17 protein-coding genes, 1 tRNA gene and 3 pseudogenes are annotated in these 21,732 nt (G+C 54.5%); 14 read left to right on the forward strand and 7 right to left on the reverse strand.

What is annotated here, in order from left to right; translation table 11 throughout:
• Positions 1-323: 323 nt before the first annotated feature.
• The 9 genes and pseudogenes from Q3V30_RS03795 (at position 324) to Q3V30_RS03835 (ending at position 7,841) form a co-directional block, all read left to right on the forward strand.
• Positions 324-1,151, forward strand: coding sequence for a type VI secretion system contractile sheath small subunit (locus Q3V30_RS03795; protein ID WP_306210622.1), 828 nt, complete (start codon positions 324-326; stop codon positions 1,149-1,151).
• Positions 1,129-1,671, forward strand: a complete 543-nt coding sequence (gene tssJ / locus Q3V30_RS03800; RefSeq protein WP_306210624.1) for a type VI secretion system lipoprotein TssJ — start codon at positions 1,129-1,131, stop codon at positions 1,669-1,671. Before Q3V30_RS03795 ends, tssJ begins: the two co-directional genes overlap by 23 nt.
• A 2-nt stretch (positions 1,672-1,673) precedes the next feature.
• Positions 1,674-2,129, forward strand: coding sequence for a type VI secretion system baseplate subunit TssE (gene tssE / locus Q3V30_RS03805; RefSeq protein WP_306210626.1), 456 nt, complete (start codon positions 1,674-1,676; stop codon positions 2,127-2,129).
• Between the two features lie 27 nt (positions 2,130-2,156).
• Positions 2,157-2,279: pseudogene (locus Q3V30_RS03810) on the forward strand (carbohydrate porin); the annotation flags it as partial.
• Positions 2,280-2,444: 165 nt separating this feature from the next.
• Positions 2,445-3,278 carry a BglG family transcription antiterminator LicT gene (licT, locus tag Q3V30_RS03815; RefSeq protein ID WP_306210628.1) on the forward strand — a complete coding sequence of 278 codons (834 nt, stop codon included), beginning with the start codon at positions 2,445-2,447 and terminating at the stop codon, positions 3,276-3,278.
• Between the two features lie 25 nt (positions 3,279-3,303).
• Positions 3,304-5,275 (forward strand): annotated as a pseudogene (gene bglF, locus Q3V30_RS03820) (PTS beta-glucoside transporter subunit IIABC).
• A gap of 12 nt (positions 5,276-5,287) precedes the next feature.
• The gene (locus Q3V30_RS03825; RefSeq protein ID WP_306210630.1) at positions 5,288-6,682 is read left to right on the forward strand and encodes a glycoside hydrolase family 1 protein; all 1,395 of its coding nucleotides are present in this window, start codon (positions 5,288-5,290) and stop codon (positions 6,680-6,682) included.
• A gap of 43 nt (positions 6,683-6,725) precedes the next feature.
• Positions 6,726-6,935: a hypothetical protein gene (locus Q3V30_RS03830; protein WP_306213293.1), complete on the forward strand. Its 210-nt coding sequence runs from the start codon at positions 6,726-6,728 to the stop codon at positions 6,933-6,935.
• A 48-nt stretch (positions 6,936-6,983) separates the two neighbouring features.
• Positions 6,984-7,841: a manganese catalase family protein gene (locus Q3V30_RS03835; RefSeq protein WP_306210632.1), complete on the forward strand. Its 858-nt coding sequence runs from the start codon at positions 6,984-6,986 to the stop codon at positions 7,839-7,841.
• 625 nt (positions 7,842-8,466) lie between these two features.
• Here Q3V30_RS03835 and katG read toward each other — a convergent pair.
• Entirely contained in the window at positions 8,467-10,677 is a 2,211-nt protein-coding gene (katG, locus tag Q3V30_RS03840; RefSeq protein ID WP_306210634.1) for a catalase/peroxidase HPI, read from the reverse strand.
• A 270-nt stretch (positions 10,678-10,947) separates the two neighbouring features.
• Here katG and Q3V30_RS03845 point away from each other — a divergent pair.
• Positions 10,948-11,151 (forward strand): annotated as a pseudogene (locus Q3V30_RS03845) (site-specific integrase); the annotation flags it as partial.
• Positions 11,152-11,198: 47 nt separating this feature from the next.
• Here the strand turns inward: Q3V30_RS03845 and Q3V30_RS03850 are convergent.
• From Q3V30_RS03850 to Q3V30_RS03875, 6 genes are all read right to left on the reverse strand, one after another.
• A tRNA-Phe gene (locus Q3V30_RS03850) sits at positions 11,199-11,274 on the reverse strand.
• Between the two features lie 167 nt (positions 11,275-11,441).
• Positions 11,442-12,758, reverse strand: coding sequence for an NAD(P)/FAD-dependent oxidoreductase (locus Q3V30_RS03855; protein WP_306210636.1), 1,317 nt, complete (start codon positions 12,756-12,758; stop codon positions 11,442-11,444).
• A 17-nt stretch (positions 12,759-12,775) separates the two neighbouring features.
• Complete coding sequence (locus Q3V30_RS03860; protein WP_306210638.1) at positions 12,776-13,525, reverse strand: amino acid ABC transporter ATP-binding protein; 750 nt, start codon at positions 13,523-13,525, stop codon at positions 12,776-12,778.
• Complete coding sequence (locus Q3V30_RS03865; protein WP_306210640.1) at positions 13,522-14,328, reverse strand: amino acid ABC transporter permease; 807 nt, start codon at positions 14,326-14,328, stop codon at positions 13,522-13,524. The genes Q3V30_RS03860 and Q3V30_RS03865 overlap by 4 nt, the downstream gene beginning before the upstream one ends.
• A 2-nt stretch (positions 14,329-14,330) precedes the next feature.
• Complete coding sequence (locus Q3V30_RS03870; RefSeq protein ID WP_306210642.1) at positions 14,331-15,041, reverse strand: amino acid ABC transporter permease; 711 nt, start codon at positions 15,039-15,041, stop codon at positions 14,331-14,333.
• A gap of 17 nt (positions 15,042-15,058) precedes the next feature.
• Entirely contained in the window at positions 15,059-15,874 is an 816-nt protein-coding gene (locus Q3V30_RS03875; protein ID WP_306210644.1) for a transporter substrate-binding domain-containing protein, read from the reverse strand.
• A 252-nt stretch (positions 15,875-16,126) separates the two neighbouring features.
• Here Q3V30_RS03875 and Q3V30_RS03880 point away from each other — a divergent pair, with 252 nt between their 5' ends.
• The 4 genes from Q3V30_RS03880 (at position 16,127) to Q3V30_RS03895 (ending at position 21,731) form a co-directional block, all read left to right on the forward strand.
• Positions 16,127-16,930 carry an IclR family transcriptional regulator gene (locus Q3V30_RS03880; RefSeq protein WP_306210646.1) on the forward strand — a complete coding sequence of 268 codons (804 nt, stop codon included), beginning with the start codon at positions 16,127-16,129 and terminating at the stop codon, positions 16,928-16,930.
• Between the two features lie 166 nt (positions 16,931-17,096).
• Positions 17,097-17,801: an SDR family NAD(P)-dependent oxidoreductase gene (locus Q3V30_RS03885; protein ID WP_306210648.1), complete on the forward strand. Its 705-nt coding sequence runs from the start codon at positions 17,097-17,099 to the stop codon at positions 17,799-17,801.
• Between the two features lie 11 nt (positions 17,802-17,812).
• Positions 17,813-19,141 (forward strand): NAD(P)/FAD-dependent oxidoreductase, encoded by a 1,329-nt coding sequence (locus Q3V30_RS03890; RefSeq protein WP_306210649.1) that lies wholly within the window; start codon positions 17,813-17,815, stop codon positions 19,139-19,141.
• Positions 19,142-19,580: 439 nt separating this feature from the next.
• Positions 19,581-21,731, forward strand: a complete 2,151-nt coding sequence (locus tag Q3V30_RS03895; protein WP_306210651.1) for an ornithine decarboxylase — start codon at positions 19,581-19,583, stop codon at positions 21,729-21,731.
• Position 21,732: the final 1 nt, after the last annotated feature.

Here is a 21,732-nt window from a genome sequence, read left to right on the forward strand (position 1 = left end):
AAATACTTAAAAATCAATCTGATGATCTGATTTTCTAAATTCTCAATCTGTAAAATTATGTTACATTTTTTTATTTCCGCTAGCACATGTAACGTTTTTACACTCCTGCCTATAGGGCATTGTCCGAAAGGATGCAATTTCAGATAAACCCTTAAAAATGAGGTGTCAGCTTGCTGGTGAATGGAATGTGCTCGCTTTTGACCCCGGCAGTAAGATTCGCGTTGGATAATGCGAACAGGGATATGTTTTGGCAGGGTAAGCCTTTCTTATTAATTTCTCACTGGCAATGACCGTTTCTATTACTCCATAGAACAGGGATAGCCATGTCTAACTCCTATCAGTCCGAGATCCCCAAGGCCCGCGTTAACATCCAGTTAAGCCTGCACACGGGCGGTGCCCAGAAAAAAATCGAACTCCCCCTCAAGCTGATGGTGGTGGGGGATTACAGCAATGGTGCCGAGCAACGTCCGGTGTCGGAGCGTGAGACTGTCAGCATCAATAAAAACAACTTCGATAACATCTCACAGTCACTGCTGGGCCTGGTGGGGCTGGGTATTCCCGGCACCGCTGAGCATATCCCCGCCCCGATGTCGCGCTTTCTGTCACTGCTTGGCGTGCTGCAGCAGCCCGGGAAAACTCAGGAGGGCATGCAGGCATTGGTGAGCCTGCTGGCGCCTGACACCAGAGTGCAGGTCAGCCCGTACTGCCTGCGGCCGGTGGAGATCGGTAAACCACTGGGCTTTTACGGCGATGAAGATTTTCTGCTGGATGGCAACATGCCGCTTGGCGATGAAGCGATGGATGCCAACAGCCAGCTGCTGATTGGACTTTCCACCGATAACGAGCAGGAGACACAGGGCTGGAAACCAGATGGTCTGCTGTATCAGGATTTTCTGGTCATGCTGAGGGTGTATCTGGGCTGGCGGTTTAAGGCAAAAATCACCCTGACCACCCGCACCTGCCTGCTGGCACTCCCTCCGTTGGGGGAGGGACCTTTCTGGCTCGGCATGAACGGTGTGCTGGGCGTCGAAGGCGATAACCTTCCGGATGATATTCCGCAAACATTTACCACTGAACTGGGTTACTACGCCGGGCTGGAGCCTGCGATACCACAACAAGGAAACCGACGTGTTACGTACAAGTTTGACTAAATCTGGGCGCTGGTTATTACCGCTGCTGGCTTTCAATCTGACGGGCTGCGGCCTGACTCAGAGCGTCAGCGACGGGACTAAATCGGCCTTTACCGCCGTATTTTACAAGAAAATTAAGGAACTGCATCTGGACTTTACCGCCCGTGAGGCACTGAATACCGATTCCCGTGAAAGTAATTCGCTCTCCGAACCGTTGGTGGTAAGAGTTTACCAACTGAAAGATCGTAAAACGTTCGACAAAATGGTGTATCAGCAACTGTTGAAAGAGGGGGAGACGATCCTGAAAGCGGATCTGCTGGCGAGCCGTGATGTAATAGTCAAGCCGGGCGGTGATGCGAACCTTGATATGCCAATGGAGGCCGGTGCGCAGTTTGTCGCGGTGGTGGGGCTGTTCCGCTATCCGGATATGATCAACAACACCTGGAAGCTGGTGGTAGAACGTGAAGAGCTGGACCCGGACAAGGCCAGAATTATTGAAGCGGGGAATAATCATCTGACACTGATGCCAGTGAAGGAGTAATTATGCCACAGTCACATCGCACCCCCTCGCTGTACGAGATGCTTTACGGTAACTTCACTGGCGGCCTCGATCTCCATCAGGTCAGCGAAGAAAACCAGGTGATCCTGTCCGTGCTGGACAACATGCAGCGCATCCTTAACTGCCGCGCCGGGACGCTGGCGCACCTGCCGGACTATGGGCTGCCGGATATGACCAAAATCTTGCAGGGCATGCCGGGAACTGCTCATCAGTTACTGGGCACGCTCTCAGCAGTTCTGCTCAAATATGAGCCCCGCCTGAACAGTATTAAGGTGCTGCTGCTTGAACAAACTCAGCCCGGCGAGCTGCGCTATGCCATTGATGCTGAGCTGAAGGGACTTGGCCTTGTACGCTACGGCACGGAGTTTATGCCGGAAGGGCGGGTGTTGTTACGCCATCTCAGGCAGCAGCACTACCTTGGTAATGGCGCGAGAGTGTGAGCCACTTTATTATCCCGTGCAGAAAACCAGATCCGTCCGGTAGCATGGCTCGAACTGCAGCCGGATATTCAGTACTGGCACCATCCAGGCGGCGTCGCCCGAACACAGAATGCATGGGTAACAGAGCTGAAAACCGGGGTGACTTTCTGATGTCAGCGTAGCAAGTACGATCCGGATCACGATTTTACTGGTGACGGATTGAGGCTGAGAATGAAACTGATAGAGTGCCAGAACTGGATTGTTACTGCTCAGGCAGGCAAAACCTGATTTTCTGGCTTCTGCCGGAGGTCAGGTTTTTTTGTTTCTGGAGTTCCGATGAAAATCGCCAAAATTCTTAATAATAATGTGGTGGTTATTCAGGATGAGCGCGGGTGCGAACAGGTCGTGATGGGCCGGGGACTGGCCTTCCAGAAGCGCGTCGGTGAAGAGCTGGATACCTCGCTGATTGAAAAGGTGTTTGCGTTACAAAGCGACGAACTGGTACGTCGGCTGGGGGAGCTCATCAGCCAGATCCCGCTGGAGGTGATGACCACCTGCGACCGCATTATTGGGCTGGCGACGCAGCGGCTGGGGACATTGCAGGAGAGTTTGTATATCACCTTAACTGACCACTGCTACTTTGCGATTGAACGGCAGAAAAAAGGGCTGGCAATCAAAAACGTGCTGCTGTGGGATATCAAGCGCCTCTATCCGAAGGAGTTCGAACTGGGGCAGGAGGCGCGGGCCATTATCGCCAGACGCCTGAACGTTGAGCTGGCGGAGGATGAAGCCGGGTTTATTGCACTGCATCTGGTTACCGCGCAGTTGAACAGCGAGATGTCAGAAGTGATGCACGTAACCCGGGTTATGCAGGAGATCCTGCAACTGGTGAAGTATCAGCTGCAGCTCGAGTATGACGAAGAGTCGCTCAGCTATCAGCGTTTAGTCACCCATCTGAAGTTTTTTGCCCAGCGGATGCTCACCCGCACCGTGGTGGAAGATGATGATGTCTCACTGCATACGGCGGTGAAAGACAACTACGCGAAAGCCTGGAAATGTGCCGAGAAAATCGCGCAGCATCTGAATAAAAGTTATCAGCGTGAGCTGACAACCGAAGAAATTATGTTCCTCGCTATTCATATCGAACGGGTGAGAAAAGAGAGGCATTAAGCCTCAAAAACTGGATTGTTACTGCATAACGCAGGCAAAACCTGAGCGCGGCCTTCGAGAGGAGGACGCCCTCGGGTTTTTTTATTTTTATACTCAGTCAACAGCTGCCCGCGGGCATCGGAAGTAAGGAAATCGAGATGGAATACCAGGCTTTAGCTAAGGATATTCTCGGCCACGTTGGCGGAAAAGAGAACATTGTCACTCTTGTCCACTGCGCCACCCGGCTTCGTTTCAAACTGAAAAATAATCAAAAAGCGGATGCAGAAGGGCTGAAGGAAAACCCGGGCGTGATTATGGTGGTTGAAAGCGGTGGCCAGTTCCAGGTCGTTATTGGCACCCATGTGAATAGCGTCTGGAAGGCGGTGCGTAGTGAAGCAGGGCTGACGGATGAAACCCCCGCTGTTGAAGAGAAGGGCGAAAAAGGCAATCTGCTGAGTCGCCTGATCGACATCGTTTCCGGGATTTTCACGCCGTTTATCGGCATTCTGGCGGCCTCCGGTATTCTGAAAGGGTTGCTGGCACTGGCAGTCGTCTGTGGCTGGCTCACCCTTGAAAGCGGCACTTATAAAATCTGGTTTGCGGCGAGCGATGCGTTGTTCTTCTTCTTCCCACTGGTGCTGGGCTACACCGCCGGGAAAAAATTTGGCGGCAACCCGTTTATCACCATGGTGATCGGAGGGGCGCTTACCCATCCAATGATGATTGCAGCGTTTAACGCCAGCCAGCAGCCTGGGGCCGTTACAGAAGCGTTCCTCGGCATACCTGTGACCTGGTTTAACTACAGCTCGTCGGTAATCCCGATCATTCTCGCCTCCTGGGTGAGCTGCTGGCTGGAAAAACAGAGCACGAAACTGCTGCCATCGTCGATGAAAAACTTCTTTGCGCCGCTGATCTGTTTAGGCGTAACCGTGCCACTGACCTTCCTGATGATTGGTCCGCTGGCCACCTGGCTGAGCCAATTGTTGGCGAATGGCTACCAGTGGATTTACGTTCTGGCACCGTGGCTGGCGGGTGCAGCTATGGGTGCGCTGTGGCAGGTCTGCGTGATTTTCGGCCTGCACTGGGGACTGGTGCCGCTGATGATTAACAACCTGGCGGTGCTGGGCCATGACTCGATGCTGCCGATGCTGCTGCCAGCGGTGTTTGGTCAGGTGGGCGCCGCACTGGGGATCTTTCTGCGTACCCGTGATGCTCGTCAGAAAATGCTGGCCGGTTCATCCGTAACGGCAGGGATTTTCGGTATCACCGAGCCGGCAGTGTACGGCGTTAACCTGCCGCTGCGTCGTCCGTTCATCTTTGGCTGTGTGGCGGGTGCAATTGGTGGAGCAATTGTCGGTTTTAGCGACACCCACGTCTATTCCTTCGGCTTCGCCAATATCTTTACCATCGCCCAGATGATCCCGCCAGCTGGCGTGGACGCCACGTTATGGGGCGGCATTATCGGTACCGTAGTAGCACTGGTGCTGAGCTGCGGCCTGACGCTGGTAGCGGGTATGCCGGGTCATAAAGCGCAAGATACCGCGGTGCCGGTAACCCCCGGTGATAACGACGTGCTGTCACCGATGACGGGAACCGTTCTGGCGCTTGACCAGATCCCAGATACCACCTTTGCCAGCGGCCTGTTGGGGAACGGCGTTGCCATCATTCCCTCTGATAACAAGGTAATTGCTCCTTTTGCCGGTGAAGTGGCCTCGCTGTTCCAGACCAGACATGCCATAGGTTTACTCAGCAACAGCGGCATTGAACTGTTTATCCACGTCGGGATAGATACCGTGAAGCTCGACGGCAAGCCGTTTACTGCCCATGTAAAGGTGGGCGACAAAGTGCAGCCGGGTGACCTGCTGCTGGAGTTTGATCGTCAGACGATGATCGATGCCGGATATGACCTGGCGACGCCGATTATTATCAGTAACAGCGACGAGTATCGGGAAGTCATGACCGTGGCGACAACGTTCGTCAACGCTGGCGCACCGTTACTCAGCGTAAGCCATCAATAACAGGAGAACGTGATGAAGACTTTCCCGGATAATTTTTTATGGGGCGGTGCCGTGGCCGCGAATCAGGTAGAAGGCGCTTATCTGGAAGATGGCAAAGGGCTCTCCACCTCTGATGTTCAGCCGCAGGGGGTCTTTGGCCCGGTGGTGGAGCGTGTGGCAGGAGACAGTGGCATCAAGGATGTCGCTATCGACTTCTATCACCGCTACCCGGAAGACATAAAACTCTTTGCCGAGATGGGCTTTAGCTGCCTGCGCGTCTCCATTGCATGGACGCGTATTTTCCCGAACGGGGATGAGCAGCAGCCAAACGAAGCGGGCCTGGCGTTTTACGACAAGCTGTTTGATGAGCTGGCGGCGCACGACATCACGCCGCTGGTGACCTTGTCCCACTACGAGATGCCGTGGGGGCTGGTGAAACACTACGGCGGCTGGGGCAGCCGTCAGACCATCGGGTTCTTTGAACGCTATGCCCGTACCCTGTTTGCACGTTACAAAGAGAAGGTGAAGCTGTGGCTGACCTTTAACGAGATCAACATGTCTCTGCATGCGCCGATGACAGGTGTGGGCCTGCCGGAAACCAGTAGTAAAGGTGAGGTGTATCAGGCTATCCACCATCAGCTTGTGGCTAGTGCGCTGGCGGTGAAAGCCTGCCATGAGATTATCCCTGACGCCAAAATTGGCAATATGCTATTAGGCGGCCTGATGTACCCGCTGACCTGCAAGCCTGAGGATGTACTGGAGGCGCTGCAGGAAAACCGCGCGTGGCAATTCTTTGGTGACGTGCAATGCCGTGGGGCCTATCCGGGCTATATGTTGCGCTTCTTCCGCGACAACGGTATTCAGCTTGAGATCACTGATGCTGACCGCGAGGCGCTGAAATCGACTATCGATTTTATCTCATTCAGTTACTACATGACCGGCTGCGCCACCACTGATGAAGAACTTAAGCAACTGACACGCGGCAACATTCTGAGCATGGTGCCGAACCCGCACCTCGCAAGCTCCGAATGGGGCTGGCAGATTGATCCAGTTGGTCTGCGCACGCTGCTGAACGTGCTGTGGGATCGCTACCAGAAGCCGCTGTTTATCGTCGAAAACGGTCTGGGCGCGAAGGATAAACCGGATGCGGATGGCGTAGTGCAGGATGATTACCGCATCAGCTACCTTAACGATCATCTGGTGCAGGTACGTGAAGCTATTGACGATGGTGTCGAGGTAATGGGGTACACCAGCTGGGGGCCGATCGATCTGGTCAGCGCATCTAAAGCGGAGCTCTCCAAGCGCTACGGCTTTATTTATGTCGACCGTGACGACAATGGGAATGGCACGCTGGCGCGTAGCCGAAAGAAAAGCTTCTACTGGTATAAAGAGGTTATTGCCACGAAAGGTGCGTCACTGAAAGTGTAATTACCATTGGTATTAATGGCATCAAATCTTGTCGCGAGTGTTGATGAATGCTCGCGGCGAGAAACAGAGGTCAGAAGGCGACTTTGCGGTTTCATCATACGCTGACGACGGAGCTGATAAAATCGCCGGTACGGGATTTTCAACTGGTAAAGGGCTTGCTGGGGCACAGGAGCGTCAGTACAAAAGCGTTTCATGGCCAGGAAAGGGAAAAAATAAATACTTCTCATTACGCTTTATTTATCTGACTTCTTGAACCAGGATTTTTACTGCAAAACATATTCAAGTTTACCAGGAGGAAGCCATGTTTCATCATTCATCCAAAATGCAGTTCCCTGTTCGAGTTGAAAAACCAGACCCGGAATTTGCCATGCTACTTCAGCAGGCGATTGGTGGTGTGGAGGGCGAAATCCGTGTGGCGATGCAATACTTTTTCCAGGCCATGGGCGCTCGGGGCGATGCCCGAATCAGGGATCTGCTGATTTCTACCGCAACAGAAGAACTGAGTCATATTGAAATGCTGGGGTATGCCGTTGCCCTGAATCTTGAAGGCGCGCCGCTTTCCTATCAGGAAGAGTCAGCGAAAGACCCGGTAATTAACGCTATTCTGGGTGGCATGAACCCCCGCCACATCCTCTCCTCCGGGCTGGCCGCCATGCCGGTAAATGCTAACGGAGTGCCCTTTGATATGAGTCACATCTACGCATCTGGTAACGTAGCTGCCGACATGCTGGCAAATGTCACTGCGGAGGCAACCGGCCGAGTGCTGGCCACCCGCCTGTACAACCTTACTGAAGATAAGGGCATGAAAGATTTCCTTTCGTTCCTTATCGCCCGCGATACCATGCACCAGCAACAGTGGCTGGCAGTGATTGAAGAAATGGGTGGACTCAACGCTTCGCTGCCTATCCCAAACAGCTTCCCACAGGAAAATGAGGCACAGGAACACTCTTATTATTGCCTGAATACTTCTCTGGACAAGCCATTACCTAAAGGACGCTGGAGCGAAGGCCCGGCTTATGACGGACGTGGTCAGTTCACGGCTAAAGAGCAACCGGACATGTTGGGTGGAGAACCAATATTGGGTGCTGCCCGTCCGGGTTCAGGTGCGCAGCAGGAACAAATTGAAGGAAATGTTCCACCGGCAGGCAAGCCTTTGTAAAACCGTTTAATCTCTTTTTAATTGCAATAAAGTACAGACTAACTGCGGTCCATGCACCCAGTTAGTCTGTCCACCCCCCGCCTGCTTATCCGGCATCAGTTTGTAGCCTGTCGATATCTCTGCCAAACCCGGTCTTTCAGTTACGCAGCTTGAGCGAACGCTGTTGAAAACGCCAACTTCGGACCGGATCAGGCTAAACTGAGTACGCCGATGCCGGAAGTCTGCCGTAAGCTGGACATTCCCCCTTCACTGAATAATGGCCAGATGCAGGGGTGACAGGATTCAATGCGATTCCATGGACGGTGAATGTTTCTGTCCACAAAAATGCTGAAACTCTTCCATACGAAAGCCGGTTATTTCGGCGATCTCGGGACAAGAAAGACCTAATTTATAAAGGCTCAGGATCTGCAAATGCTCTTTGGTATTTGAACATATGATTCGTGGATTAGCGAAAGCGGGTTGGAGTGCATTAATCGGCCTGTCGGGACAGGCGTTATTCTTTGGCTTGCCGCCAGGCATTATCTTCCTCCTTCAGCCAGACCCTGCTTTAATATTTAAAGGGCCTTGGTATCACGGGGTTAAATACCGGGGGAGGGCATTGATCTCCCTCCTCCGGTTAACCGCCTCAGATATCGAATCGATCCAGATTCATGACCTTGGTCCATGCCGCGACGAAGTCTTTAATGAACTTGTGACTGGCATCTCCGCTGGCGTAGACTTCTGCTGTGGAACGTAAGATGGCGTTCGAGCCAAACACCAGATCGGCGCGGGTTGCGGTAAATTTCACCTCGCCGCTGACGCGATCCCGTCCTTCGAATAACTCGCCGGAGGTATCGGCGGCTTTCCATTCAGTACGCATATCCAGAAGATTCACAAAGAAGTCAGTGTTAAGTTGACCCACATTTTCAGTGAATACACCGTGACGACTACCGTCATAGTTGGCGCCAAGTGCTCTTAACCCACCAATCAGCACGGTTAATTCCGGTACAGTCAACGTAAGTTGCTGCGCCTTGTCAATCAGCAGATTTTCAGTCGACGTAGTGCTGTAAACGCCCCGGTAGTTACGGAAACCATCGGCTTTAGGTTTAAGTAAGTCGAACGATTCAACGTCTGTCTGATCCTGACGTGCATCTACACGTCCCGGTGTGAAAGGCACCTCGATGTCGACGCCTGCCGCTTTTGCTGCCTGCTCAACGCCCACCACGCCCGCCAGCACAATCACATCTGCCAGTGAAACGTTATGGAATGACTGCTGCAGAGATTCCAGCGTCGGCAGCACCCGGGCGGCAATGGCGTTAATGGCCCATTCTCTTTGCGGGAGCAGCGCCAGGCGGGCACCGTTTGCACCGCCACGCTTGTCACCGCCGCGGAAGGTGGAGGCTGAAGCCCACGCTACCGAGGTCAGCTCACTAACCGTAAGGCCGGATGCGGCAATTTTCTCTTTCAGCTGAGCGATATCGTTCACTGTTGGCGCAGACGTTGCCACTGGCAGCGGATCCTGCCAAATCAGATCTTCTTTTGGCACTTCCGGTCCAATGTAGCGCGCTTTTGGCCCCATATCACGGTGAGTCAGCTTATACCAGGCGCGGGCAAACGCTTCGTTGAACGCCTGAGGATCGTTCAGGAAACGCCGCGAAATTATCTCAAACTCTGGGTCGAAACGCAGGGTGAGGTCGGTGACCAGCATTGTGGGCTTATGTTTTTTTGATGCATCAAAGGCGTCAGGAACCATATCCGGCGCGTTGGAGGCTTCATACTGAATCGCGCCGGCAGGGCTACGCGTCTGGACCCAGTCATATTTGAACAGGTTTTCGAAGAAGTAATTACTCCACTGGGTTGGCGTCTGAGACCACGTCACTTCCAGACCTGACGTGATGGCATCAGGACCGACACCTGTCCCATGGCTACTACTCCAGCCTAATCCCTGTGCTTCGATGGGGGCCGTTTCAGGATCGACGCCCACATGACTGGCCGGGCCTGCGCCGTGGGTTTTGCCCAGCGTATGACCGCCAGCAATCAAGGCGACGGTTTCTTCATCGTTCATCCCCATATTGCCGAATGTGGCGCGGATAGCCGGAGCTGCCGACGCGGGGTTACCGCTGTGGTTCGGGCCCTCAGGGTTGACGTAAATCAGGCCCATTTCGGTGGCTCCCAGCGGGGCCTGGGCCAGTGATTCAGGATGGCGGTGCTCAAGCCAGGTTGTTTCATCACCCCAGTTTACGTCAAGATCAGGTTCCCATACGTCTTCGCGTCCGGCACCGAAACCAAAGGTGCGGAAACCGGAGTTTTCAAGCGCTACGTTGCCTGCAAGAATATAGAGATCGGCCCAGGAAATTTTTTGACCATATTTTTGCTTTACAGGCCACAGTAAACGGCGTGCTTTGTCGAGGCTTACGTTGTCTGGCCAGGAGTTCAGAGGTGCAAAACGCTGCTGTCCGCGACCCGAACCGCCACGGCCGTCGGCCGCACGGTAAGTCCCGGCGCTGTGCCACGCCATGCGTATGAAAAGCCCGATGTAACTACCCCAGTCAGCTGGCCACCAGGACTGCGATTCGGTAAGTAAGGCTTTGAGGTCGGCCTTGAGTTCAGAATAGTTCAGGCTGGCAAATTCTTTGCGGTAATCAAAATCTTTATCAAGCGGATTAGAGCGGTCTGAATGCTGATTCAGAAGGTCAACTCTTAACTGATTAGGCCACCAGTCTCGATTATCTGTCCCGCCGCCTGCAGATTTATTACTGCTTTGCTGATGAAAAGGGCACTTCCCCGCAGAAGCTTCTCTTTCTGCTTCAACAATTGGTTTTGCGTCTTTTGCTTCTTCATCGATAGGATTACTCATAATGATACCCTTCCATTCATTGGTTTCGCCTATCTTATGCGCACGTTCTGATAAGTTATATCTGAATCACTCTATGGATTTGATAGCCTTTCCCTGCAGTATTTCCGGGCATTACCTCGCTCAGGCATCAGATTTCCACTGGCTCATATGCTATGCATCTCTGGGGAGGCCGCCCGCAGGCTCAGGCGAGGGAAGGGGAAAGGAAAGTTAAGCATGCCATCATGGGTATGCCTCAGGCTATTAAGCGCTCAGGTATTATTTATCAGTGCCGTTTCGCCGCACCGTTTCAGACATACTCTGGCTACGGAACTGATGAAAGCACCGGAAAGGAATCTTTAGCTGTTTAAAGGTTTACTGGGTTATCGGGGCGTAAGTACAACAATGGAATATGTGGAATTCAAGAGGGACATTATGGGCAAAACGCTGGAAGAAGGATTATCGTTGCACACAGATCTCTGTGTAGAAAGGGAATGACAACTAAGGGTTTAATCTCTTAAACAGCGTGCTTTGAGGCGAATTAGTGGTGCCCGGACTCGGAATCGAACCAAGGACACGGGGATTTTCAATCCCCTGCTCTACCGACTGAGCTATCCGGGCAACGGGGCGCATTAAACCTTACTGGCTGCGGAGCGTCAATGGCTTTATAGCCAAAAACGCACTGGTTGCACTCTTTTCCATCAACCCGGCGAAAAAGTAGCAAATTCGGCCGCAGGCATGCTTACTGCCCCCCTGATCTGTTCATTCTGCTTCTGTTGACTGCCCCTTCAATCCAGTCGTTTATCCACCACGTCACGCAGGCGATACCAGCCGCTGACAAAGGGTACAAACCAGGGGCGGCCATCATAAAGCGGTATGCGCTTAAACGTCGGACGATCGAATGAGAGCGGACGCTCCTCTGTACCCAGCACCTTCTGCGCCGTGCGATATCCCAGCCAGCTCATCAGCGCCACGCCATTGCCGTTGCAGCCTACGGCAAAACGGGTGCTATCCATCAGGCCTGCATAAGCCGTTTTGTCATGCGTCATGCCAACATAACCGCTCCAGGCATGACTGATGCGGTAATCCTTCAGCTCCGGCCAGATAGCCAGCATGCGTTCGCGGATCCTTACAGCCGCTGTTTTATCGTCGCAGTCCATGATACCGGGACGCGATCCAAACAGCAGGCGAGTCCCGTCGGGAGAAGGGCGGGTGTAGATCAGATCGCGTCGGCTGTCGGTGATCATTCTGCCGCCAGGGATCAGTTTAGCCATCAGCTCAGGCGGCAGAGGCTCCGTGGCAATCTGATAGCTTTTTACCGGGACAATGCGTTTTGCCAGGTTTGGCGTAGCCAGTGAATCGGTATAGCCATTGGTGAGCACCAGCACTTCCTGCGCTTCGATGGCACCGCGTTCGGTATTTACAATCTTCAGCCCGTTACGGGGTGTCACTGAGATGACACGGGCGTGAGAATAGAGACCTGCTCCGAGCTGGCGAGCGAGATCCCGCAGTGCCTTGTTGTACTTCCCAGGATGCACCCCGCCATATTCATCTACCAGAATCCCGCCGTGATAAAATTCCGATCCGATAATCGATGCCTGCTCCTTCCGCTTCACTTTGTGTACGGTTACGCCGGTAACTTTGTGCAGGATATCGCCCATCTCATACAGACTGTCGAGCTGCTTTTTAGTGTGTGCACCAAAGTAGCGACCACCAATAAACAGGTCGGCGTCCAGCTGCTCATTTTTCACCAGCTCCTGAATAAAGGCGTAGGAGGCGATGGAGTCTGCAATCATGCGGCTGAACAACTCGGCGGAAATGCCCTTTATCGCGCCGCCCACCACCAGTTTCTGTCCACTGCTTATCATTCCGCCAGTGCGGGTGCTGCCGCCGCTGCCCAGCTCATTTGCATCCAGCACCACCACCTTTTTACCATGGCGTGCCAGCTCAATCGCCGCGTTAAGCCCGGCGAAACCGGAGCCGACCACCACCACATCTGCGGTTGCCGGTAATGGATCTAACGCCGTTTCAGGCGGTGCCGCTTCCCACCAGTAGGGACTGGTTTTAAAGTCTGGCGTAAAAATGTTATTAGTTGTGCTTGCCATAGTGTCTCTCAGAAGGATCACAAAACCTGACCGAGGAATTCGCGGGTGCGCGGATCCTGCGGGGCATCAAACAGCTGCTCAGGCGCGGCGCTTTCCACAATCCGGCCCTGGTCGGTAAAACAGACGCGGTGAGAGACTTCACGCGCAAACCGCATCTCGTGCGTCACCAGCAGGCAGGTCATGCCTTCCTCTACCAGTTCGCGGATGGTGCTCAGTACCTCTTTCACCGTCTCCGGATCCAGCGCGGCGGTGACCTCATCAAACAGGATGATTTCTGGCTGCATCGCCAGCGCACGGGCAATCGCCACGCGCTGCTGCTGGCCGCCGGAGAGTTCGCCCGGATAGCGGTTCTCTTTTCCGCTCAGGCGTACTTTTGCAATCAGTTTCAGGGCTCTTTCGCGCACCTCTTCACGCTGATGCTTCAGTACCTGCATCGGAGCCATCATGATGTTGTCCAGTACTGTGCGGTGTGGGAAAAGGTTGTACTGCTGGAAAACCATCGCCACCTGATGACGCAGCGGGCGCATCTGCTTTTCGTTGGTGATTTCATGCACGCGATGATTGCCCACGCGCACAAACCCTTCATCCACCGGCAGCAGGCCGTTGATGCAGCGCAGAATGGTGGATTTGCCGGAGCCGGAAGGGCCGATAATACATACCGCTTCCCCTTTGCTGACGTTAAGAGAGATCCCCTTCAGAACGTGGGTCTCTCCGAACGACTTGTGAATGTTGTCCAGCTCGATAAGAGCCTGGTTGCGTTCGCTCATAGGGCATCCCCTTTGGTATTTTTTTCCAGCCGACGCGCCAGCAGTGCAATCGGGTAGCAGTAACAGAAAAACATCAGCAGCACGGTGGCATAGAAGTAAACCAGCGAGCTTTCGCTTTCGGTCGCCAGCGTGGTACGCAGCAGCGTCACTACTTCCTGCACGCCAGTCACGGTTGCCAGTGAGGTAGAGATGGTCAGCAGCGCATAGAGATTCATCCAGCCCGGAATGATGCGGCGAAAGGCCTGAGGCAGGATCACCAGCCGGTAAATTTGCCAGTAGCTGTAGCCCAGAGAGCGTGCAGATTCCCACTGTCCGCTGTGGACAGACTGCACCGCGCCACGGATCACTTCTGCGAAGTTGGCGGCGGTAGGCAGGCTCAGGCCAACAATCGCTTTGAACAGCGGCGAGAAGGTGAACGGGATGCCAAACAGCGTGGCGTGATAGGGCAACAGGTAGAGCATTGAGAACAGCAACACCAGCCATGGCGAGTTACGCAGAAAGTTCATCAGGGCGCGTGCAGGCAGACTCAGCCAGCGGCGTTTTGCCATCATCGTCAGGCCCAGCAGCAGGCCGAATACGGTAGAGATCGCCATGCTGACTACGCTGATGAAGATGTTCAGCACAAATCCACCCGTCCACGGCCAGCCCTGCTGGCTGCCGGTCAGCAGTAGCGGCAGGCGCAGCCAGACCTGGTGCCATTCACCGCCTGGATCGTTAAAAATGCTGAACAGCAGGCCCATCAGCGCCAGCAGCATGAAAGCCTGTTTGGTGCGGCGTTTTTGCTTCAGATAAACGGCTTCCATGATTAACCTCCGTAGCCAGGATAAGCCAGACGTCGCTCCACCCAGCCGATAAACCACACCAGCAGGCTGACCAGCACTACGTAAATCACCAGCACCAGCAGCATCACTTCCAGCGTGCGGAAAGTGTCGTTATAGATTTGCCCGGCGGCGTACATGAGCTCCGGCACGGTGATCACCGAAGCCTGAGAAGTGGTTTTAAACAGGTTGGTCAGCACGTTAGTCAGCGGCGGCAGGCAGATGCGTGAAGCGATGGGCGCCTGCACGTGGGTAAAGAGTCCCCAGCGTGAATAACCCAGCGAACGTGCGGCTTCCAGCGTGGCTTTTGGCACCGCATCAAAGCCCGAACGAAACGCTTCAATGCAGAGCGCACCGCCAAACAGGCTGAGCGATACGGTTGCCGAGGCGAAGGCGCCGATCAGCGGCACCTGCAGCCCGGTAACCGGATCTTCCGTGGTAAAGCCGATCTGCGTCAGGGTAAAGTAGAAAAACAGCATCTGCAGCAGCGGCGGCGTATTGCGAAACAGCTCTACAAACAGCTCGATTAGCGCATCAAGCCAGGCGATTTTTAACGTTAACCCAAGCGCACCAGCAAGGCCGACCACGACGGCAATCGCTGAAGAGAGTGTCGCCAGCTCCAGCGTCTGCACAACGCCCTGGATCAGCCACTGTTGGTAGACCGGATCCAGCAGCCAGGAATAATCGAGTCCGAACATGGTTACGCTCCCGGCGGTTATTTGGCCGCGCGGGCGGCTTCTGCACGCTTAGCGATATAGTCAGACGGCGGCATGTGATAAGTGGTCTGCCACTCAACCAGCTTGTTCTCGCCTTCTGTTTTCACAATGGCTGCGTTAACAGCTTTTTTAAAGGCGTCGTCACCTTTGCGTAAGCCGCCAGCCATTGGCTGGTACTCATAAGGGGTGATGGCGATTTTATAACCGCTCCAGCCTGGTTCGCCCAGTTTGTTTTGCAGCGTAATATCATCAAATACCATCGCCACGCAGCGGTTATCCTGCAATGCCCGATAGGCTTCCGGCAGGGCGGTAAAGTTCACCAGTTGAATGCTGTATTTCTGCGTCAGCGTTTTGTTGTAATAAGAGCCCTGGATGCCGCAGACCTTCTGATTTTTCAGCTGTTCCCACTGGTTGAATTTGGCTTCTTTGCGCGCCAGTACGGAGGGGCCCGCTGCCAGTACGTACTGGTCAGTGAAGTCGATCTCTTTCTCGCGCTCAGGCGTAATGCCCAGCGTCGCCATGATCAGATCGATTTGGCCAGACTGAAGAAACTGAATGCGGTTGGAGGCGTTGACCGGCACCAGTTTGATTTTGTCAGGGGAACCCAGCAGATCAGCGGCGATGGCGCGGGCCAAATCTACTTCAAAACCCACCGTTTTACCTTCAGCGTTCATGAAGCCATAGGGCGGATAATCGTTTTTGATGCCTACGGTCAGTACGCCACGGCTTTTGATATCTTCAAGCGTGTCTGCGTGGGTGATGACAGGCGTCATAACCAGCAGGGAAAGCGTTAGCAGTGCGCGATGTTTATTCATATTTACATCCTTCCGGTGTAGTGATGATTGCAGATGGTTTTATCGTTATTCCCCCGGCGAGTAAGGCTCAGGTAGCTCTGTCCCGGCGGTAATGGGCCTGGCATTGTCCGGTTTTTATCTCCTGGCAAAGTGATTAAAAAAACCTCTCACTTGCCAACCGAGTGTGAAATCTGCTAGAAATTTAGTCAATAAAAAACCACATACTGAAATCTTATAATTAAAAGTTCCACATTGTGGAATTCTGGAGGGGCGATGAGCGACGTTCAGGGGAAGAATGGCGTGCAGCTACTGGATCGTGCCGTGATGCTGATGGATCTGGTCGCTGATGTCGGCAGCGAGGGCGTGTCGTTGAAAACGCTGTGTGAGCTGTCCGGGCTAAACAAAGTAACCTGCCACCGCATATTGAACTCGCTGGTGGACCATCAGCTGCTGCACAAAGCGCAGGGCGATAAGTGCTACCGGCTGGGAACCAAGCTGTTAATTTTTGGTGCAAAAGCCGCGAAAGGGCCGGGGCTGCGTCGCCAGTTCCAGCCTGCGCTTGAGCGTTTGCGTAAGCTGACCGGCGAAACGGTGATGCTGATGGCGCGTGACCGGGATGACTCCGTCTGTATCGACCGCTACGACAGCGATTTTCAGATGCAAACGCTAACCGGCTCGATTGGTGGCGCAGTCCCGCTGGGTCTTGGCCCCGGAAGCCTGGCGATCCTGTCGTTTATTGAGCCTGAAACGCAACAGGCTATTTTTGAACGGAATCTTAAGCGCCTGCATACCTGGCCGATCCTGACCAGGAGCAGGCTGCAGGCTCTGATCGAGCAAACCGCTGAGCAGGGATATGCATTTGATCCGGGGGAGCTACTGCCTGGCATTGGCGGAGTGGCCGTACCGATCCGCGTGGCGGGCGCTGGCGTGGTCGGCTCGTTAGGGTTAACAGTGCTTTCACCGCGCCTGACGGCAGAAACCGTGCAGCGTTATGTCGCGCTGTTACAGGAAGAAGTGGCAAACGTCGAGCCGCTATTGAGCCCACTGGACACGCGCTTGCGGGCATCGCTGGGTTAACTTTTGCGTTAAGAACGGCGTGTTTACAGAAGGAGGTTTCCTGAACTGCAAAAACGGTTGAACTTTGCCTTTGGTCACAAGTGCATCCGGTACGCTCAGAACGTGCATTTTTCAAACGGAGAAAGCTTTCTCCGTCATGATTCAGAACCTTTTCAAGGAGCATAAAATGACGATTTCCAGCCGCCGCGTGGCGCTGATCAGTGGAGCAAGCCGGGGCATTGGTGCGGCTGTCGCCGCTAATTTATTGGCTAACGGCTGGGCCGTAAGCCTGGGATGCCGCACGCCTGACGAAGTTGAAAACAGCGATCCGGAACATAAGCTGGTATGCAAATTTGATGCGCTGGAGGGGGCCACCGAAGATAGCTGGATTGCCGCCACGCTGGCGAAATTTGGCCGTATCGATGCGGTAGTGCATAACGCGGGCATGATGCTGCCGGTTTCCGTACTTGCGGCCACCGATGAGGAGTTCGATAAAACGTTTGACGTCAACGTGAAATCGCCCATGCGTCTGAGCCGCAAGCTCTGGCCGCATTTAGTGGCCAGCGGCAACGGGCGTATTGTCACACTGGTTTCCCTCTCCGGTAAGCGCGTTCGCGGCGAACGTTCAAGCTTGTACGCCATGAGCAAATTTGCCGCGCTGGCGCTGGCGCACGGCCTGCGCCGCATTGGCGATGAGCAGGGCATCCGGTCAACCGCCATCTGCCCGGGCTATGTGGCGACCGATATGGGGACTTCGCTCTCTGACGTCCCGGTTGAAAAAATGACCCAGCCCGAAGATCTGGCACATCTGGTGCGCACGGTTCTTGAGCTGCCGACCACCACCAGCATCGCGGAAATTCCGGTTAACTGGACCGTGGAAGATCAATACTAGGAGCGAATAACATGGGTCCAGGGGTCGATCTGTTGTCATCTTCGGAAAAATTTCCTTCGCAGGCGGAAGTTGTGGTCATTGGGGGAGGGATTATTGGCGTGGCCACGGCGCTTTCGCTGGCGCAGCGCGGGGTCCAGACGGTGCTGCTGGAAAAAGGCACCGTGGCCGCCGAGCAGTCCAGCCGGAACTGGGGCTGGTGCCGCCGCACCGGTCGCGATCTGCGTGAGCTGCCGCTGATCCACAAAAGTATGAAGATGTGGGAAGCGATGAATGCTCTGGTCGGCAGCGAAACGGGCTTTCGTCGGGAAGGCATTCTCTATACCTCACGCACAGAGGAACAGCGCGCAAGGCATCTGCGCTGGGTTGAAGAGGCGCGGCACCACGATATCCACAGCGAAATGCTTTCCGTTGCGCAGGTCGGTGAGAAACTTCCCGGTCTGCAGGGTTCTGTTGTCGGCGGACTCTGGACACCACTTGATGGGCGGGCAGAACCGCAGAAAGCGACTCCGGCGATGGCGAAATATGCGATGTCGCTTGGCGTGAATCTTCAGCAACACTGCGCGGTACGCACCATTGAACAGTCCGCCGGACGCGTGAGCCACGTTGTTACCGAGCATGGCGTGGTGAACTGCCAGTCCGTGGTAGTGGCAGGCGGTGCCTGGTCAAGAGTGCTGATGCAGGGAATGGGCATCGATCTGCCGCAGCTAAAGGTGCTCTCCACGGTGATGCGAACGCGTCCGGTACAGAGTGATATCGCCTTTTGCGCCAGCTTTGGCAACGTGGCGCTGCGTAAACGGCTGGATGGCGGCCTGACGATAGCCAGCTCGGCGATTAACACCGCAGATATCACGCCTGACTCGCTGCGCTTTATGAAGGCGTTCTTTCCGGCCTTCTGGCACGAGCGTAGTTCTCTTCAGTTAAGAGTGGGCAAGCGATTTATTGAAGAGGCACTGCACTGGCAGCCGGGTCATGCCGATAAAATCTCAATCTATGAGCGGATCAGGGTGCTGGATCCACACATTAACCCAGCGATTATCAGCCAGATGCTGGCAAGTTTGAAACAGTGGCTGCCATCGCTGGGTAAAGTGCAGGTTGCGCAAAGCTGGGGAGGCTTGATCGACACCATGCCGGATGCCATTCCTGTTATTTCCGGCGTGCCTTCATCGCCGGGGCTCTATCTGGCAACTGGATTCTCTGGCCACGGTTTCGGCATTGCGCCTGCCGCTGGTCAGCTGATGGCAGACCTGGTCACCAACGTTACGCCAGTTGTCGATCCCAGCGCCTTCCGTTTGTCGCGTTTCAGTGACGGTGAGCAAATACGGGCACAGCACTGGTTATAGCCAGATTAAAGGTGCGATTTTATAAGCCGTGACGGCTCGACATCGCACCTGTTTTTAAGCCGCTCCCCGTCTTGAACCGCAAAATAAAAAATGCCATGATTGCGGCCTTACTGACGACTCCCGTCATTTCTCTCCTGAGGCCGCCGCTATGCCAGGTTCACTGCTGCTATCCAGCGACTGTTCCCGACATCACCCGATGCCGCGCGCCCGTCACATTCTGTCAAAAAAGAGTCACACCGTTCGGTGAGGTTTTCATACGCTTAACTCATGGCCATGCGTAAAAACAGACGCGATCTGATTTTACTGATGTCTATCGGTTGAAGCCTGCACCCCTGGCTGTTCATCCTCCAGACACCTTTCGCCGGGCGAGGGCTGTTGCCGTTTCCCATTGCTGTGCCTTATGGCACCCACTCATCCTTGCCGCTTAAGGATTTGTGTTATGACACCACTGAAAATTGCAGCCAGCACCACTGTGGCTATTCACCTCCAGACCGGACGCGAAGTCGTTACGCTGGAGAAAACCGATTTTACCGATGTGGCGGCAGTGGTCGTCTCGGTTGCCGACTCCAGATCCGGCATGCTGGCGCTGCTGCGGCATACCGGCTTCAATCTGCCGGTCTTTATTTCGCTCGATTATCCTGAACAGGCGCAAGAGCTGGAGTTGCCAGACAATGTCGGGCTGCTGGCTGGCGATGGGGATGACGCTATCAAGCTGGAAGCTGCCGCGGCGGAATACCAGAGCGAACTCCTGCCGCCCTTTTTCAACACACTGACCAAATATGTGGCGATGGACAACAGCACCTTTGCCTGTCCGGGCCATCAGGGCGGGGCGTTTTTCAAAAAGCACCCTGCCGGACGACAGTTTTTTGATTTCTTTGGTGAAAACGTTTTTCGTGCGGATATGTGCAATGCTGACGTGAAGCTTGGCGATCTGCTGATCCATGAAGGCTCCGCCAAGCATGCCCAGAAATTTGCCGCCAAAGTGTTTAACGCGGATAAAACCTATTTCGTGCTGAACGGCACCTCCAGTGCCAATAAAGTGGTAACGAACGCGCTGCTGACGCGCGGCGATCTGGTGCTTTTCGACCGCAACAATCACAAATCTAACCATCATGGCGCCCTTATCCAGGCGGGGGCCACGCCGGTTTATCTGGAAACGGCCCGCAACCCGTTTGGTTTTATCGGCGGCATTGATGCGCGCTGCTTTGATGAAGAGTACGTACGTAATCAGATCAAACAGGTTGCGCCGGAGCGGGCTGAGGAAGCACGGCCCTTCCGTCTGGCGGTGATCCAGCTTGGGACTTACGACGGCACGGTCTATAACGCCCGTAAGGTGATCGACAGCATTGGGCACCTGTGCGACTACATCCTGTTTGACTCGGCATGGGTTGGCTATGAGCAGTTTATTCCGGTGATGGAAGCCTGTTCTCCACTGCTTTTAGAGCTGAAGGAGAGCGACCCGGGCATTTTTGTTACGCAGTCGGTGCACAAGCAGCAGGCAGGCTTCTCGCAGACTTCGCAGATCCACAAAAAAGATAACCATATTCGCGGGCAGCAGCGTTTTTGTAGCCACAAGCGCCTGAATAATGCGTTTATGCTGCACGCCTCAACCAGCCCGTTTTACCCGCTGTTTGCCGCGCTGGACGTCAATGCCAAAATGCATCAGGGCGAAGCGGGGCGCCGTCTGTGGCACGAGTGCGTGACGCTGGGAATTGATGCGCGAAAAGCGATTCTGGCCCGCTGCGAAATGATCAAACCCTTTATTCCTGATGAGGTGGATGGCAAGCCCTGGCAGGAGGCGAAAACTGAAACCATCGCTTCAGATCCCCGCTATTTCAGCTTCGCCCCGCGGGCAGAGTGGCACGGCTTTGAGGGTTATGAAAAAGATCAGTATCTGATCGATCCCTGCAAGCTGTTGCTGACCACGCCCGGCATTGATGCCGCAACGGGGCAGTACGCCTCTTTTGGCGTCCCGGCGACGATTCTGGCTAACTATCTGCGCGAAAATGGCGTGGTGCCAGAAAAATGCGATCTCAACTCCATTCTGTTTTTGCTGACGCCGGCGGAGAGCGTGGAAAAAATGGCGTATCTGGTCGGCAAGCTGGCGCAGTTTGAACAGCATCTGAAACAGGATGCGTTATTGTCCGACGTGCTGCCCACCATCTACCGGAAAAATGCGAAGCGCTATGCAGGCTATACGCTGCGTCGTCTCTGTCTGGAGATGCATCAGCTCTACGTCAGCTACGGCGTGAAAGATTTGCAGAAGGCGATGTTCCGTCAGGAGAGCCTGCCGAAGGTAGTGATGAACCCGCAGGATGCCAACATTGAATTTATACGTGGCAACGTCGAGCTGGTGCCCATCGCTAAGGCGGAAGGGCGCATAGCTGCAGAAGGCGCTTTGCCTTATCCTCCGGGCGTGCTGTGCGTGGTGCCTGGCGAAGCCTGGGGCGGCGCGGTGCAACGCTACTTCCTGGCGCTGGAAGAGGGGCTTAATCTGCTGCCGGGCTTCTCGCCGGAACTGCAGGGCGTTTATGCCGAGGTGGATGAGCAGGGCGTTAAACGGCTCTATGGCTATATGATTAACGAGTAGG

The organism is Erwinia pyri, assembly GCF_030758455.1.
In the GTDB taxonomy this organism is placed as follows: Bacteria; Pseudomonadota; Gammaproteobacteria; order Enterobacterales; family Enterobacteriaceae; genus Erwinia; species Erwinia pyri.

What these genes read in the sequence shown, in the direction of transcription:
- Q3V30_RS03795 (WP_306210622.1), top strand. Translation starts at nt 324, where the DNA reads ATGTCTAACTCCTATCAGTCCGAGATCCCCAAGGCCCGCGTTAACATC.
- tssE (WP_306210626.1), top strand. Translation starts at nt 1,674, where the DNA reads ATGCCACAGTCACATCGCACCCCCTCGCTGTACGAGATGCTTTACGGT.
- licT (WP_306210628.1), top strand. Translation starts at nt 2,445, where the DNA reads ATGAAAATCGCCAAAATTCTTAATAATAATGTGGTGGTTATTCAGGAT.
- Q3V30_RS03825 (WP_306210630.1), top strand. Translation starts at nt 5,288, where the DNA reads ATGAAGACTTTCCCGGATAATTTTTTATGGGGCGGTGCCGTGGCCGCG.
- Q3V30_RS03830 (WP_306213293.1), top strand. Translation starts at nt 6,726, where the DNA reads ATGAATGCTCGCGGCGAGAAACAGAGGTCAGAAGGCGACTTTGCGGTT.
- Q3V30_RS03835 (WP_306210632.1), top strand. Translation starts at nt 6,984, where the DNA reads ATGTTTCATCATTCATCCAAAATGCAGTTCCCTGTTCGAGTTGAAAAA.
- katG (WP_306210634.1), bottom strand. Translation starts at nt 10,677, where the DNA reads ATGAGTAATCCTATCGATGAAGAAGCAAAAGACGCAAAACCAATTGTT.
- Q3V30_RS03855 (WP_306210636.1), bottom strand. Translation starts at nt 12,758, where the DNA reads ATGGCAAGCACAACTAATAACATTTTTACGCCAGACTTTAAAACCAGT.
- Q3V30_RS03860 (WP_306210638.1), bottom strand. Translation starts at nt 13,525, where the DNA reads ATGAGCGAACGCAACCAGGCTCTTATCGAGCTGGACAACATTCACAAG.
- Q3V30_RS03865 (WP_306210640.1), bottom strand. Translation starts at nt 14,328, where the DNA reads ATGGAAGCCGTTTATCTGAAGCAAAAACGCCGCACCAAACAGGCTTTC.
- Q3V30_RS03870 (WP_306210642.1), bottom strand. Translation starts at nt 15,041, where the DNA reads ATGTTCGGACTCGATTATTCCTGGCTGCTGGATCCGGTCTACCAACAG.
- Q3V30_RS03875 (WP_306210644.1), bottom strand. Translation starts at nt 15,874, where the DNA reads ATGAATAAACATCGCGCACTGCTAACGCTTTCCCTGCTGGTTATGACG.
- Q3V30_RS03880 (WP_306210646.1), top strand. Translation starts at nt 16,127, where the DNA reads ATGAGCGACGTTCAGGGGAAGAATGGCGTGCAGCTACTGGATCGTGCC.
- Q3V30_RS03885 (WP_306210648.1), top strand. Translation starts at nt 17,097, where the DNA reads ATGACGATTTCCAGCCGCCGCGTGGCGCTGATCAGTGGAGCAAGCCGG.
- Q3V30_RS03890 (WP_306210649.1), top strand. Translation starts at nt 17,813, where the DNA reads ATGGGTCCAGGGGTCGATCTGTTGTCATCTTCGGAAAAATTTCCTTCG.
- Q3V30_RS03895 (WP_306210651.1), top strand. Translation starts at nt 19,581, where the DNA reads ATGACACCACTGAAAATTGCAGCCAGCACCACTGTGGCTATTCACCTC.